This is a genomic window from Cytobacillus sp. MT66, from assembly GCF_058792595.1.
The window spans coordinates 77504-93858 of record NZ_JBXAFB010000006.1 but is presented as its reverse complement, the minus strand read 5'-3'; the positions used below and the strand labels follow the sequence as shown (position 1 = coordinate 93858).

The window sequence follows — 16355 nt, the reverse complement described above, 5'->3', positions numbered from 1 at the left end:
GGAACAGACAATGAAAAGTAAATTAATGACCATGCTTGAAGAACGCAAAGACGAAATCATTCAAATCCGCCGGACTTTGCATGAAAATCCTGAGCTTTCCTTCCAAGAGGAAAGAACCAGCCAGTTCATTGAGGATTTTTATAAAGGCAAAGATGTACATGTAGATACAAATGTTGGCGGAGGACATGGAGTCATTGTGACCATCAAAGGCGGAAAACCAGGTAAGACCATTGGGCTGAGAGCCGATTTTGACGCACTGCCAATCGAAGAGGAAACTGATGTGCCGTTTAAATCAAAAAATCCAGGTGTCATGCATGCCTGTGGCCATGATGGCCATACAGCTTACTTGCTTGTTCTGGCAGATTGCTTGATTCAATTAAAGGATGAAATCCCTGGTACAATCAAAATTATTCACCAGCCTGCAGAGGAAGTACCGCCAGGCGGTGCGATCGGCATGATTGAATCTGGTTTATTAGATGATCTAGACAATATCTTCGGCATTCATTTACTGCCGCTTGGCCCCTCTGGTTTAGTAGGGTATAACAGCGGATATGTATTCCCTGGCCGTGCGTACTTTAAATTGAAAGTCCAAGGTGTCGGCGGGCATGGATCTTCTCCACACTTGGCCAATGATTCAATTGTGGCCGGTGCCCATTTTGTCACAGCGATTCAAACAGTGGTTAGCCGCAGGTTAAATCCATTTGATATGGGGGTTGTCACCATCGGTTCATTTGATGGAAAAGGTACCTTTAATGTCATTAAAGATAGCGTGGAAATTGAAGGTGATGTTCGCGCTATGACGGAAGAAACGAGGGAAACAATCGAACGGGAAATTCGCCGCATCGCTAACGGAATCCAAGAGGAATTCAATGTGACTTGCGAATTAACCTATACACCAGACTATCCGCCGCTTTACAATGACCCGGAAGTGACGGAACTGGTTGCTTCTTACTTAAAAAATGCAAATGATAAAGACATTACAGAGGTTCAGGAATTTGCACCAATGGCTCCTTCTGAGGACTTTGCCCATTATGCAAAAAAATTCCCAGCCTGCTTCTTCTACATTTGCTGCACACCAAAAGGGGTTGAAAAGCCATACTTTAACCATCATCCTAAATTTGATATCGATGAAGATGCCCTTTTAGTAGCAGCAAAAGCAGTTGGAACAGTGGTTTGTGGGTATTACAATATGTAGTTGTGAAAAAATGAGGACGGTTTTCCTTATACAGGGGGACCGTCCCCATTTTTTAATTTGGACGTGAACAAGCACGAAAACTCTGTTCGATAATTTAAGAAAGCGTATTGACTTCCAATAGGTTAGCAGATATCATTATTATTAATTTCATAATTGTCAATCTTCTTATCAAGAGAGGTGGAGGGACTGACCCTGAGAAACCTCGGCAACCAGCATTCCTTTGCACGGTGCCAATTTCAGAGGAATATTTTTTTCCGAAGATGGGAAGGCGGAAACGGATCGCTCTTTATTAAGTTCCTCATCCCCTTCTGTCTTGATTCGCGGAAGGGGATTTTACTATTTGTAGCTTTGTTTTATCGCAGTTGTGTATTGGGCTTAGTTAGGGCATTGCGTAACTCACAAAGGAAAGGTAAGGGGGAACTTATAAATGTCGGCGATTCATATAGCCTTGTTAGGACACGGTACAGTTGGAAAAGGCGTCTATGCCACCATTCAATCTCATCAGGAAAAGCTTCAAGCCCTTTTTGGAAAAGAAGTAAAAATTGTTGGCGTACTAGTAAAGAACTTATATAAACATCACTTAGAGGATCCAAGTGTACTACTAACTGATGATTTTGAAAAAATCATCTCATTGGAAAAATTAGATGTAGTCATCGATGCCATTTCAGGGAAAGAACCATGTTATTCTTACTTGAAGCAGGCCATCCAGCGTGGCTGCCATGTTATCACAGCGAATAAAGAAATGTTTGCCCATCATGGGACTGATTTGAAGCAATTAGCGATCGAAAATAATGTATCATTGGGATTCGAAGCAACAGTTGCAGGCGGAATCCCTGTCATTCAAACACTTAGACAGCTGCTGAACGTCAATAACATTCAAAAAATCCAAGGCATTCTTAATGGAACCTCAAACTTTATTTTGACAAAAATGAGAGAAGAAAACCTCAGCTTTGAGTCTGCGCTCAAGCTAGCACAGGATAATGGATTTGCTGAAGCCGATCCAACCAATGATATCGAAGGCTTTGATGCTTTCTATAAAGCAATGATTTTAAGCGAAGTCGCATTTGGGAAATCGCCGGACTGGAAACAGGTCGTTCGCCAAGGGATTCGCAGAATATCCTATGAGCAAATTGAACTCTTTTCCTCATTAGGATTGCGATTTAAGCATGTCGCCTCCATCGAACAAACGGCCAATGGCATTCAATGCTCCGTTAAACCTGTCCTTGTCAATGAACAGCATCCTTTTTATCATGTAGAAGGCGTGCAAAATGCCGTTTCCATTGATGGGGATATTGTTGGGAATATCAGCCTTCAAGGTCCTGGTGCTGGAATGTTCCCTACTGCTAGTGCTATTGTTGAAGATTTAGTGCATATTGATAGAAAAATTACAGCCCCTTCACATTCAGAACAAAAATTTGCAAAAAGTGAGGCAGCTGTTGTATCTTATTGGGCAATCTGCGGGGATCTAAATACGTCCCTTCTGCCTCCCGCAACGGAAGTAATCGAAAGAGTTCGTCACAATGTATTCATTGTAAAATCATCTGAAGAGGACTTAAATGCTATTAAAATCCCACAAGTACAGATTTATCAAGTACTGGGTGAAGTAAACAAAGAAAAAGTCGTGGCAACTTATTAAATAATGGTGTTTCAAGTTGGGGGCATGCGATTAGCTAGAAGTATTGGCTGATCGCATGCCCTCTCTCTGTGCCTCGCCTGGCAAGTTCTTCAATTTTTTGGTAAACTATTACTCACTTTGAGGGAGTCTTGCAGATGACCCTTTTACCCAATGAGGTGAAGGAATGGAACAAACAGCATTGATTAGTATAACCGTCATTCTTGGCCTTGGGATCTTTTCACAATGGCTGGCCTGGCGGATCCAATGGCCGTCGATTGTCATTATGTCCATTGCTGGTTTGCTTATTGGACCTATTTTTGGATTCATTAATCCGAAAGAGGCATTGGATGAGCTTTATAGCCCGCTGATTTCTTTGGCGGTCGCGATTATTTTGTTTGAAGGAAGCTCAAGCCTGGATATTCGAGAAATCAAGGGCATTTCGAAATCTGTATTCCGAATTGTTACGGTGGGAGCTTTTCTAGCGTGGATCGGCGGTTCGCTTGCGGCGCATTTCATTGCTGGATTAAACCTGGAAATTTCGTTCATCATTGGCGGATTATTTGTTGTCACCGGGCCAACCGTCATCATTCCATTGCTAAGGCAAGCGAAACTAAAGCCGCGTACAGCTGCTGTTCTCAAATGGGAAGGCATTATAGTTGATCCTGCAGGTCCATTGCTGGCTCTGTTTGCCTACCAGGTGATCAAGGTGCTGACCAATGAAATGCTTCATTTCCCCTATTTGTGGAACTTCTTTTTAGGTGCCCTGCTTGCGATATTACTAGGATATGTCATTGGACTGGCTATCAGCATCATGGTCAGCAAGGGCTTTCTCCCGGAATATTTGAAGTCCCCCATCATCTTATCCTTTGTACTGATCTGCTTTACGATTGGCGAAGTGATTATGCATGAAACTGGGATGCTGGCAGTAACGGTCATGGGACTCACTTTAGGACGGACAAAGAAGTACGTATCGTCTCTTGGCAGTATCAGTCACTTTGTGGAAAACATCTCTGTTCTCTTAACATCGACGATTTTTATTTTGCTGACATCATCGCTAACAAGAGAAACAATTGCAGAAGTCTTCACACTGCCCATTATCGGATTCGTTCTTGTGATGCTATTCATTGTCCGTCCGTTATCTATTTGGCTCTCGACGATTCGGACAGAACTGACATTTGCTGAAAAAACGCTGATTGGCTGGATTGCTCCAAGGGGAATCGTTGCCTTAACCGTTTCCGGATATTTCGCAGCGATTCTGCTCGAGGATGGCTATCAAGGGGCTGGCATTCTTACAGCTTTGACCTTTGCACTTGTGTTTATCACGGTTTGTGCTCATGGGTTTACGATCGGTCCATTGGCGAAGAAACTGGGACTTGCCAGTACAGACCCGCCCGGCGTTCTAATCGTTGGCGCAAGCAGCTTTTCTGTTGCGTTTGCCAATCAATTAAAAGAAACGGGCATTCCGGTAATCATATTCGATTCCTCCGGTGACAGGCTGCGCCCAGCACAATTGAAAGGGATCGCTACACATCAAGGGGAAATTCTATCTGAACATACACAATACGAGGTTGACCTTACCCCTTATGAAACCATCCTGGCGATGACTGGCGATGCCGCTTATAATGCACTCGTTTGCCAGTCCCATATTCCGGAATTCGGTTATCAAAACACCTTTGCCCTGCCGGTGAAGCCAAATAACCATGCAGATCACAATGAATTGTCAACGGCTCTTAAGGCGCACTTACTTTTTGGAGAGGACGCCATCTTTACCGAACTGAACCGGAAAATCAATATTGGTTACACGTTAAAAACAATTGAAATGAATCAGAAAAATAAAATTCAAAAAGAGGATATTCCAGCTGGAGTTACCCCGCTCTTTATCATGAAAAAGAATCATACACTAACCTTTGTAACACTGAAAAAGAGATTTGTTTTAGATGAAGGCGACCAGCTTGTTGTATTGACGGAGGATAACAAAGAGGAGACTGTCTCGTAGATAAGACAGTCTCCCTTTTTTCATGAAACAAGAAAACCGAAGCGTGCCTGTGCAACGTTTCGAAAACTGCTCCAGTGTTTCAGGATTTATTACTATTTTTGTGTTTCGGCTTGAAATATAAGCCAAGTTCCTTTTTCTCTTTTGCTAATGAGCGATAAAGTGACAGCATCATTAATAAAAGAATGAATGAAAATGGGAATGCCGCAGCAATTAACGCATTTTGCAGCGCTTGTAATCCACCGCTATATAAAAGAATTAATGCGACAGCAGACTGCGCAATACCCCAAGATAGTTTTACAGAATTAGGCGGTGTGAGTGATCCATAGGTTGTTTGCATGCCAAGAACGAATGTTGCTGAGTCAGCAGAGGTGATAAAGAATGTACAAACAAGAGCGATCGCTACGATTGAAAGCAGCGTGGACCATGGGAATTCATTAAAGATGGCAAATAGGACTTCCTCATTGGCAAATTGCGTTAAATCAACATTCCCTGCATGCTGCACATCAATCCCCGATGTGCCAAACACGGCAAACCACATGAAGCTGACAAGGGATGGCAGCAAGAGAACGCCAATGATAAATTCACGAATGGTTCTGCCCTTTGATACACGAGCAATAAAGATACCAACGAATGGGGACCAGGAAATCCACCATGCCCAGTAAAAGATTGTCCAGCCATTAATCCATGAACGGTGTTCTTCATTAAGAGGAGCGATTCTAAAGCTCATGTGAACGATATTTTGAATGTATCCCCCAAGTGTGTCAGTAAACATGTTCAATATTAAAATGGTTGGACCCGCAATGAACATGAGTATAAATAAGGCAATCGCTAAAACCATATTGGTATTGCTTAAATATTTGATGCCTTTTCCTAATCCAGACCATGCCGATATGATAAATAGAACGGTAACAACAGCAACTATGATAATTTGAACGGTAAAATTATTTGGGATTCCAAATAAAAATGATAAGCCGCCATTAATTTGCGCTGCGCCAAACCCTAAAGTGGTCGCAACCCCAATCACAGTAGCAAACACGGCTAAAACATCAACAAGGATTCCTAATGGCCCTTCCATTCTTTTTCCTAAAACGGGTTTTAATGTAGCTGAAATGAGGCCTGGCTCATCTTTGCGGAATTGATAGTAGGCTAAGACTAGGGCGACGATAGCGTATATAGCCCATGCGTGTATACCCCAGTGGAAAAATGTGTATCTCATGGCCTCTTTCTGAGCAGCAGCTGTTCCACCCTCGGCTAATGGAGGATTAATAAAGTGCGATAGCGGTTCCGCAGCTCCCCAAAATACTAGACCAATCCCCATACCTGCGCTAAATAACATAGCAAACCATGAGACATTGGAGAACTCCGGCTTGTCACCGGGCTTACCCAGTCGAATCGCTCCAACGGGACTGAAAATGAGGAAAATACAAAAGACGACGATGATTGAAACTAAAATTAAATAATACCAGCCAAAGGCTGTTGTAAGAAATTCCTGCAGATTGCCTGTAGCTTCTTCAAAACTTTCCGGCGCCGTCACACCGAAAATAACAGCTGCAAGAACCATGGCAAGTGATATCCAAAAAACATTTGAAATTCTTCGCATCGAATGCTCCCTTCTTAATAAAATCAAACGAATGAATAGTCATACGACTGTGATTGTCACCTTTAAAAAAATCCCATAAAACCCATTCCACTCAAACAATTTCCTGCATTTTTCGACACACATACTATTTCAGTATAGTACAAATAGGAGGAGATATCTAACCATAGGGCTTATACGTCTTATTTAGGGGATATTGGGGTGTTGCTGTAGCGGTGGCTATATATTTGGGATTTACCTTATAATACCCGGGTTATAGTTGTTCAAAACCCCGGAGAAACCCTGGACGGGATTCCAGGGCATCTCCTGCCAGCAGTAAAGACACCCTCTTCATAAGGACAAGGTGCCTGTCCCTCTGTCCTTTTCGGCTGTCCCTTTAATAATAATTTTGTTCTTTATAATGAATTTTTGAATACCTTAAATTGAACATGATTTTTGGAGATGAGCAGTTAATGAACAGATCTTATAAGATGGTTATTTTTTGTTTGCTTGTTTTGGCTGTCTTTGGCTCAATTCTCTTTTTATCAAATGGTGAAAATAATGAGGTGATTCCCGAGTCTGAAAATGGCACTAATGCTCAAAACACCACTGGAAAAATAACGTCTGATAGTGATGGTGATGATGTTATGGATCATACTTCTGAATTTAAGGACTCTGATAAAGTTTCCATCTTTAACCACGACGGATGGGAATTGGTTTGGCATGATGAATTCGCAGACTCCTATTTAGATCTCACAAAATGGAATATTGAAGATTGGGCAGCACAGAAGAATAAGGAACTGCAATATTACTCTCCAAATAATGTAATCGTTAAAAATGGGTTTTTAAGATTAATAAGCAAGGCCGAGAAATACCAAGGGAAAAACTACACATCTGGGGCCGTTCATACAAAAAATAAGTTTGACTTTTTATATGGAAAAGCGGAAATGAGAGCTAAGCTTCCTGCAGGGCAAGGAATGTTCCCTGCCTTTTGGATGATGACAGATAAGGAACACACCTGGCTTCCTGAAATCGATATTATGGAAATGCTTGGCCATCTGCCTAATGAGGTTTGGATGGTTGCCCATTGGTTAGGTGAGGACGGAGCTTTAAAAAGTGAATCTGCTTCCTTTAGAGGTCCTGACTTCACCAGTGATTTCCATACCTTTAGTGTTGAGTGGACACCAGACTCTCTTACGTGGTTTATCGATGGTGTAGAAAGATTTAAAACAAACACATATATCCCTAGTGAAAAGATGTATTTATACCTAAATACAGCAGTTGGAGGAAACTGGCCAGGATCTCCTGACCATACTACTATTTTTCCAGCGATATTTGAAATTGATTATGTCAGGGTTTTTAAACAAGTAGACGAGTAAGTTACACAATAGGATTAAACCTTTAAAGGGATAATCCTATTCCGTATTTACTATTGTTTTATCGTTCTTTATATGGAACTAATTTACCATTTAAAGCAAACACCCTTGCTTGATCTTCATGTCTTCAACAGCCTTTTTAAAAATGGAGGAAACTTTATGTTACTAATAATCACCTTAGTCCTCTTTAGCTTTTTTGTTTTGTTCCAAACTCTTTACATTTTTATCCCCCTTTATACTAGCAGGTCAACAAACAGACTTTATCCGGAAAAGGAAAAAGGAATTAGCGTATTGATTCCTGCATACAACGAAACACTTGTCATTGAAAATTGTATAATGGGGATTTTGAATGTTCAGTACAGTAATTTTGAAGTTCTGTTTATTAATGATGGCTCCACTGATGACACAATGGAGACATTCCATAAACAGCTCATGTTAGCTGAAACCCCAAGATCGACACTAGGTGTTTTAACTCATGAAAAAGTTAAAGGGGTTTACCGTTCGCAAATATATCCTAATATCTGGGTGATTGATAAAGAAAATGGAGGAAAGGCGGATGCTCTTAACACTGGAATAGATTTTGCAGAGAAAGAAATCATTATTACATTAGATGCGGATAGTATTCTTGAGACAAATTCGTTAAATGAAATGAACCTGTCGTTTGAGGATGATTTTATTGTAGCTGCAGGCGGATTAGTGAATATTGTCCAAGGCTATCAAAATAACGGGAATAAGATTATACCTTGCTTCAAAATACCTGGCCTCATTCGGTTTCAAGTGATTCGATATTTAACAGGTTTTTATATGAACAAAATTACTCAATCAAAATTCTCTTCACTTACGGTGATAGCAGGTGCCTTTGGTGCCTTTCGACGGAGCGTTTTAATCCAGGCAAATGGTTACCGAAAGACAGTGGGAGAAGATATGGATATTACTCTGCGTATCCAAGAATTGATTGGAACCAGTTTGAAGGGAAAGCGAATTATTTTTGTCCCTGAAGCGGTTTGTTATACAGAATGTCCTGCAAGCCTGAAAAGTTTATATAGGCAGCGAATCCGATGGCAGAAGGCTTTTATTGATTGTGTGATTACCTTTCGTAAGTCGTTTTATCGAAAAATTAATTTTAAAGCGTCCACATTCTTGCTTATTGACTCTCTCTTACTTGGTACGTTATCAGCATACACCCTCCTATTCATTCCAATTATCATCCTTATCTCCATGAACCATTTAAAATTATTATTCTTCCTATTTACTATTTCAGCTGTTCTAGCCATTATGCTTAATATTGCAACATTACTAGTTTCAAGGAGGTTTGGTCACTTGTATAGTTTAAGAGACTATATTTCACTCATTTTATTCCTCCCGATTGAAGTCATGTTCTATAGGGTGACAGAAGTATTTTTTGTTACATTTGGGACGGTCTGCTACTTTTTTAATAAGGATGGGTGGAGCCGTTCAGAAAGAATTGGCAAGCAAATCATCATTGATACAGAAGTAAAAGTTAATGTTAGGAATACACTTGGGGGTTAAACATATGGGGAAGTATGCCATCACTAATATTTTATTTACGATAACTTTTTTAGCGTTTTTCACCCCTCTCTGCTATTTATTGTACGACTATGTTTCAGGTTATGGATTTTCACCCGCATCTGCCAAAGAATTACTAAGTGATTCTAACATCTCTCCCATTTCTGTTAATCGAGATTTCTCGCAAGCAGAAAAAGGGCACGCTAAAAACGTAACCGTTCTAATGTATCATCAGATTATTCCAGAGGACCAACTGAACGATTTATATGTCACAGAAGATGGCAAGCTTGTTGACACAGTCGTAACACTTGAAGAGTTTACCAAACAAATGGACTATTTAAAGGAACATAACTATACAGTTCTATCATTAAAGGAATTCGAGCTTTTTATGACCAGCGAGAAAAAGGTTCCAGTCAAAAGTGTTTTAATTACCATTGATGACGGATTTAAAAATGCTTTTGAATTTGCCTATCCTGTCTTAAAAGAACATGGATTTTATGCGGTCCATTTCATGATTACTGGAATGATTACAGACAAAACCGTTCCATATAACTCTTCCAAATTACAATATGCGAGTATAGAAGAATTGAAAAAAGCATCAGATGTCTTTGATTACGGAAACCATACACATTCCTTCCATCGAAGAGATCAGAACGAAGTTGCCTACTTAAGATCTTTTGGCAAAGATGAGGCAAAAAAGGATATTTCCAAAGCAAATGAATGGCTAGGACGCTCAGATGCCTTTGCAGCACCATATGGGGAGTACACCAACACTACATTAGATATTTTAAAAGAACTAAATGTCAAAATGGCCTTTACGGTTAAGCACGGCTATGCAGAACCGTCACAGCACATTTTGGAGGTTCCTAGGATTAGCATTCACCCAGCTTACACGATTGAGGATTTTAGATATATTTTAGAACAACAAGAAACTCTTCAAGAGAAAACTTCGACAACGGGTGATGCATTTGACAGGATTAGTTTGTATTAACCTCAAAGGACAAGGTGCCTGTCCCTCTGTCCTGCTGTGGACAGGCACCTTGTCCTGTTTATTTTCATACGATTTTTCGATATAATAATATCATTGGAAATTTTATAATAGTTTAGTAGTTAGGAGTGTAGTTGAGTATGACGAGTAATAGCGTAGAACAGAGAAATGGATATTTTGGAGAGTTTGGCGGAAGTTTTATTCCGGAACAGCTTCAAAAGGTAATGGATCGGATTGAAGAGCAATTTCTTAAAATCAAAGATGATCCTAAGTTTACTAATGAGTTGAACTATTATTTAAAAGAGTATATTGGCAGAGAGAACCCATTAACCTTTGCAGAGAATTTAACAAAGCGGGTTGGCGGGGCAAAAATTTATTTAAAACGTGAAGATTTAAATCATACGGGTGCCCATAAAATTAATAATGCCCTTGGTCAAATTCTATTAGCGAAACATATGGGAGCGAAACGAATTATTGCGGAAACAGGTGCGGGACAACATGGTGTAGCCACTGCAACCGCATGCGCAATGTTTGGTCTAGAATGTGTTATTTATATGGGGAAAGTGGATACCGAACGTCAAAAACTGAATGTATTCCGCATGGAACTGTTAGGTGCTAAGGTCGTTGCAGTCGATAAAGGTCAAGGCCGATTAAAAGATGCGGTGGATGAAGCGTTAACTGACTTGATGGAGAACTATGAAAATACGTTTTATTTAATCGGTTCGGCCGTTGGACCGCATCCATATCCAACAATTGTGAAGCACTTCCAAGCGATCATCAGTGCAGAATCAAAGAAACAAATTTTAGAAAAAGAAGGAAAACTGCCAACAGCGGTGGTCGCATGTACAGGTGGCGGAAGCAATGCAATTGGGGCTTTTGCTCATTATATTGATGAAAACTCCGTTCGCTTAATTGGAGTCGAGCCTACGGAAGCACCAACCATGTCGGAAGGCGTTCCTGCTGTATTGCATGGATTCAAAAGCTTTACACTATTAGACGAGAACGGAGAACCGCAGAAGGTGTTCTCGATTGCCGCTGGATTGGATTATCCCGGCGTTGGCCCTGAACACAGCTATTTAAAAGCTAGCGGCAGAGGCGAATATGTGGCCGTTACAGGGCAAGAAGCCTTAGAAGCTTTTCAGCTGCTATCTAAAGTAGAAGGAATTATTCCTGCACTAGAAAGTTCTCATGCTGTTGCTTATGGACTCAAATTAGCTAAAGAGCTTTCACAGGATGATACCATTATTATTAATTTATCTGGTCGCGGAGATAAAGATGTGGACCAGGTCTTCCATATGTTAAATAAATAAGAATAGAAAAATGAACTGACTCAAACTGTCATGAATGCGACTAGTTTGAGTCAGTTTTTTTATAAGATACCCAGCTTCCCTTTTACAGCGCCTCATCCATTGTAAAAAACATCTAATACTTTCCACTTATTCCCCTCCGCTCTATCACTACTTTTATCACAAATTTTATTCTTAATGATTCCTACCAATCTATCATTTTCCATCGATTTACATTTTATTTACGTAATCTACAAATTATCTAAATAATCGCAATCTACACTGATGGTGAACGACAAAGGAGGATGGAAAATGAGAGAATTTGACAAGAACCGGAGAAATTTTTTAAAAAACACTGGAAAAGGTGTAGGAATTGCCCTTGGTGCTGCTATTGCCAGTTCAGTCCCTTTTAACACGGCTTCTGCGGCAGAACCCAATCAACCTAGTCAGTCAAACAAACTTCAATATCCATTTACTTTAGGGATTGCTTCAGGAGACCCGCTACCTGACGGCGTGGTTCTATGGACAAGACTTGCCCCGGATCCATTAAATGGCGGCGGCATGGATAACCATCCTGTTCCCGTACAATGGGAGGTTTCTCTTGATGCTACTTTTCAAAATGTCGTCATGAGAGGAAATGAGATTTCCAAACCACAGCTTGGTCACTCTGTACATATTGAAGTGGAGGGATTAGAACCTTCTACTTGGTATCATTATCGTTTTAAGGCGCATGATCACATCAGCCCAACAGGTAAAACAAAAACCGCCCCTGCCTATAACAGTACGGTGGATCATCTCAACTTTGCTTTTGTTTCCTGCCAAAACTGGCCCGTAGGCTTTTACACGGCCTATCAACACTTAGCCAAGGATGATCTTGATTTAGTTGTTCATCTTGGTGACTATATTTACGAGGGAAAACACAGTTCAAAGGTTCGACCAACTGATTATTCTGCTCCGGAAACCTATACACTTGATGATTATCGTAACCGCTATGCTCTTTATAAATTAGATAGTGACCTGCAGGCAGCACATGCAAACTTCCCATGGATTGTTACATTTGATGATCATGAAGTGGATAACAACTACGCAGGAGACATTCCTCAAGATCCGCAGAAGCAATCAAAAGAGGATTTCTTAGCAAGAAGAGCTGTCGCTTACCAAGCCTACTACGAACATATGCCAATTCGCCGTACTTCCCTGCCAAATGGAAGTGACATACAATTGTACCGTCGTTTATCTTTTGGTAACTTAGTAGAATTCAATGTCCTGGATACACGTCAGTACAGAGATGATCAAGCCAATGGAGATGGCTGGAAAGTGCCTACTCCGGAATCAGAGGATCCAAACCGCACCCTATTAGGTGAGCAGCAAGAACAATGGCTGCTAAATGGACTGGCTGCGTCACAAACGAAATGGAAAGTACTAGCACAACAAGTATTTTTCGCTCACCGTGATGGTGATTTTGATCCAGGAGAAGAATATGTAAGTATGGATGCTTGGGATGGCTATCCAGCTGCCCGTCAGCGAATTACAGACTTTTTAGCAGAAAAGGATATTAAAAACACCGTCGTCCTTACTGGGGATGTTCATACGAACTGGGCAAATGAAATCAAAGTAGACTTCCATGACCCGAATTCAGAAACAGTAGCCGTAGAGTTTGTCGGGACTTCGATTACGTCTAATGGTGACGGATCGGATGTGAATAACAATACCGCACAATACTTAAAAGAAAACCCGCATATTAAGTTTTTCAATAACTATCGCGGCTATGTACGCTGTAAACTGACACAAAACACATGGCAAACCGATTATCAAGTCATTCCATATGTAACAAGACCGGGAGCCCCGATTAGTACACGTGCTTCGTTTGTGGTTGAAGACGGGAAACCAGCGTTGAAGCAACTAACCGCTACACCTTTATAAGGATAAAATTTAGAGAGTGATCAGCTGATCACTCTCTGCAATATTTTTGAAGATATCCCGGATAGGAATTTATAACCGATTTATACGATTGGGGATTTTCAAACAAATCTACAGGCTTTCGGACAAGGTGCCTGTCCCTGTGTCCTCTTACTTACACCCTTTTGTGCCATTTTCGTTTTTGCTTTGTTTGTGTTTAAATTTATGTTTATACATTTTTTTATCGGCTAATTTCGCTAATTCTTCCAGTCGTTTGCCATCATCCGGGTATACTGAGCGTCCAATAGATATAGAAAGATTAATGCTTTTTTACGTTGAAAAGTTTTCTAAATTCTTTTTAATTCTATTTAAAATCGCTTCGGTAGATATAACCTCTTTATTAGGAATGATTAGGAAGAACTCATCTCCTCCCCATCTGGCAACGATATCCATCTTTCTTGTATTTCTAGTAAGTGCTTTAGAAACAGCTTGAATAGCTAAATCCCCAGCTTCATGACCATAGGTATCATTAATTTCCTTAAAATCATCTATGTCTAGCAAGAAGATGTTTAATTTCTGGCCATTTAATTTTTGTGTTATTTCCGGAAAAGCACTATGGACGAATCTTCTATTATAAACCTTACTTAAGAAGTCCCTTTCTGTTAAAAATTTCAGTTTTTCAAAGTTTACCTTGATCAAATAGGTTAATACCAGCTGTAAAAAGATTGGAATAATTAAAAGTGTTATTCTTAACCAATTCTTTTTATAAGTTTCGTAGTTGATATAATCATAAACTACGAAAAGCAAACTAAAGAAAATAATCATAATAAGAAGAATAATAATTTTTCTGATAGAATGTCACCCTTACTATTAATGTCTAACAATAAAAAGAATAGAACATTTCACTTTAAAGTTGATAGGTATTTTATCACAATTTTACCCTTACAAACATGTAGAAAACAATCGAAAAATATCGAAATTTGTATTTTTTAGGTGAATAATCAATTAATATATGGTAGCATTTACCTAGACTATAATCCATGGAACCAAACTTATTCATATTTAAAAATATAAATTAGTTAAAGGCAAATTTATCGAAAGGTAAAGACGCAAAACTAAAGGGGCTTCGATCAATGTCAGATCATGCCAGCCAGTTACCGATAATAAGAAGAGACTAATCGGTTTTCGTTTAGTCTCTTCTTCATTATCCAGAATTTCTAAATACGGAAAATCGAGGATGGTGCAATATGGTAGTAAAGAAGGATCTTATAGGGGTAGATGAAGCAATTGATTATTTCATTAACCATGATGCATTGACGGGTTTATCCAACCGTCATCATTTTTTTAAGCATTTAAAGGAAGTCTTACAAAAAGAAACAACTAAGTCTGCAGCTGTATTGTTCTTTGACCTAGACAGGTTTATGGTCATTAATGACTCGTTAGGCCACGAGATTGGTGACTTGTTATTAAAAGAAGTTGCTCAACGGTTAATCAATTGTTTAGACCAAGCTGATACCTTGGCACGAAATGGTGGAGATGAATTTCTTGTATCCCTTATCAATCTGAATCATAAAGAAGTAATGGATACCATGGAAAGAATCCTTACTTGTTTTGACGAACCGTTCATTGTTGATTGCTATGAAATTTATTCTTCACCAAGTATTGGAGTTAGCTTCTATCCACATGATGGAAAAGATATTGACTCCCTAATTAAAAAAGCCGATGTAGCTATGTATCATGTAAAAAATAATGGCAAGAATAACTTTCAATTTTATCGTTCAAATCAAACAGATCACATACATAATAAATTAGAAATTGAAGTGAATCTGCATAAGGCAATAAATAATAATGAATTCTTTCTGCAATATCAGCCCAAAATGGATCTTTTCACTGGAAAAATGATGGGAATGGAAGCACTTATCCGTTGGGATCATCCGGAAAAAGGAATGGTTTCCCCAGGGGAGTTTATTCCGCTTGCAGAGGAGACTGGCCTCATTATCCCAATTGGGGAATGGGTATTACGAACAGCATGTAAACAGTATAGGGCCTGGCAGGATCAGGGACTTCCACCATTTATTATTTCCGTTAATTTATCTGGCCGGCAGCTCTATCAGCCTAACTTCGCTCAAATTGTTAAATCTGTTCTAGAAGAAACAGGGTTAGATGCAGAATACCTAGAACTTGAAATTACCGAAAGTACCTTAATGGATATCCCTCAAGGATTAAAAGTACTTAACGAATTAAAGACCCTTGGTGTAAAAATCAGTTTAGATGACTTTGGAACTGGTTATAGCTCTCTTAATTACCTAAGAATATTCCCGATTGATGTTTTAAAAATTGATCAATCGTTTGTAAGAAACTCAACCCAAGATTCCACTGATGCAGCCATTGTTAAAACCATTATTACCATGGCTCATCAGCTAGAAATGCAGGTGATTGCTGAGGGGGTGGAATCAAAAGACCAATTAGTCTTTCTTCAACGAAATCATTGTGATGGTGCTCAAGGCTATCTTTTCAGCAAGCCTCTGCCGCCAGAGGAGATTGCACAAAGACATAGGGAAATGGAAGAAATACTCCTTACTTCAGGTATTCAAAGAGAACTTTCCAATCATCAGCCGCTAGAAAATGTATTAGAATTAACTAGGCTAGAACTGGCAGAAAACTCAGAGCTTAAAAAATCTGATAATAGGGTGTGTAAAACTGAAAAGCCTAGCGGATTGAGTCAAATAGCCTCAGGGGTTGCCCATGGAATACGAAATCCTTTGTTATCTATCAAAAACACCCTCCAAATCATGCAAAAAGATCTTGGTAAAGCAAACGATATTGATAACATACTTGCGGAAATAGATAATATCGAAAAAATTATTAATGAGTTATTGTAAAAAATGCCAATATCT

The 16355-nt window shown here is 39.6% G+C and carries 10 protein-coding genes, 1 pseudogene and 2 riboswitches; of the genes and pseudogenes, 9 read left to right on the top strand and 2 right to left on the bottom strand.

All coding sequences use genetic code 11. From position 1 onward, the window contains the following. Positions 1 to 10 precede the first annotated feature (10 nt). From AC1Q59_RS12495 to AC1Q59_RS12485, 3 genes are all read left to right on the top strand, one after another. Positions 11 to 1195, top strand: coding sequence for an amidohydrolase (locus AC1Q59_RS12495; RefSeq protein ID WP_492366167.1), 1185 nt, complete (start codon positions 11 to 13; stop codon positions 1193 to 1195). Positions 1196 to 1357: 162 nt separating this feature from the next. After that, positions 1358 to 1462, top strand: a riboswitch (SAM riboswitch). 160 nt (positions 1463 to 1622) lie between these two features. Next, positions 1623 to 2831 (top strand): homoserine dehydrogenase, encoded by a 1209-nt coding sequence (locus AC1Q59_RS12490; RefSeq protein ID WP_492366166.1) that lies wholly within the window; start codon positions 1623 to 1625, stop codon positions 2829 to 2831. Positions 2832 to 2994: 163 nt separating this feature from the next. Beyond that, entirely contained in the window at positions 2995 to 4806 is a 1812-nt protein-coding gene (locus tag AC1Q59_RS12485) for a cation:proton antiporter (RefSeq protein ID WP_492366165.1), read from the top strand. Positions 4807 to 4885: 79 nt separating this feature from the next. On the opposite strand, the gene AC1Q59_RS12480 is transcribed toward AC1Q59_RS12485, so the two are convergent. Next, positions 4886 to 6406 (bottom strand): glycine betaine uptake BCCT transporter, encoded by a 1521-nt coding sequence (locus tag AC1Q59_RS12480; RefSeq protein ID WP_492366164.1) that lies wholly within the window; start codon positions 6404 to 6406, stop codon positions 4886 to 4888. Positions 6407 to 6855: 449 nt separating this feature from the next. Between AC1Q59_RS12480 and AC1Q59_RS12475 the strand changes: the two genes are divergently transcribed. From AC1Q59_RS12475 to AC1Q59_RS12455, 5 genes are all read left to right on the top strand, one after another. Beyond that, positions 6856 to 7761 (top strand): glycoside hydrolase family 16 protein, encoded by a 906-nt coding sequence (locus AC1Q59_RS12475; protein WP_492366163.1) that lies wholly within the window; start codon positions 6856 to 6858, stop codon positions 7759 to 7761. A gap of 156 nt (positions 7762 to 7917) precedes the next feature. Beyond that, positions 7918 to 9288 (top strand): glycosyltransferase family 2 protein, encoded by a 1371-nt coding sequence (locus AC1Q59_RS12470; RefSeq protein WP_492366162.1) that lies wholly within the window; start codon positions 7918 to 7920, stop codon positions 9286 to 9288. A 4-nt stretch (positions 9289 to 9292) separates the two neighbouring features. After that, entirely contained in the window at positions 9293 to 10276 is a 984-nt protein-coding gene (locus tag AC1Q59_RS12465; RefSeq protein WP_492366161.1) for a polysaccharide deacetylase family protein, read from the top strand. 137 nt (positions 10277 to 10413) lie between these two features. Beyond that, on the top strand, positions 10414 to 11583 hold the full coding sequence (trpB, locus tag AC1Q59_RS12460; RefSeq protein WP_492366160.1) for a tryptophan synthase subunit beta: 1170 nt from the start codon (positions 10414 to 10416) through the stop codon (positions 11581 to 11583). Positions 11584 to 11871: 288 nt separating this feature from the next. Beyond that, entirely contained in the window at positions 11872 to 13482 is a 1611-nt protein-coding gene (locus AC1Q59_RS12455) for an alkaline phosphatase D family protein (RefSeq protein ID WP_492366159.1), read from the top strand. A 147-nt stretch (positions 13483 to 13629) separates the two neighbouring features. Here AC1Q59_RS12455 and AC1Q59_RS12450 read toward each other — a convergent pair. Continuing rightward, a pseudogene (locus AC1Q59_RS12450) lies at positions 13630 to 14157 on the bottom strand (GGDEF domain-containing protein). A gap of 375 nt (positions 14158 to 14532) precedes the next feature. Beyond that, a riboswitch (cyclic di-GMP riboswitch) is annotated at positions 14533 to 14620 on the top strand. An 85-nt stretch (positions 14621 to 14705) separates the two neighbouring features. On the opposite strand from AC1Q59_RS12450, the gene AC1Q59_RS12445 reads away from it, so the two are divergent. Further along, a complete protein-coding gene (locus AC1Q59_RS12445) occupies positions 14706 to 16340 on the top strand; it encodes a putative bifunctional diguanylate cyclase/phosphodiesterase (protein WP_492366158.1) in 1635 nt (544 codons plus the stop codon). Positions 16341 to 16355 lie beyond the last annotated feature (15 nt).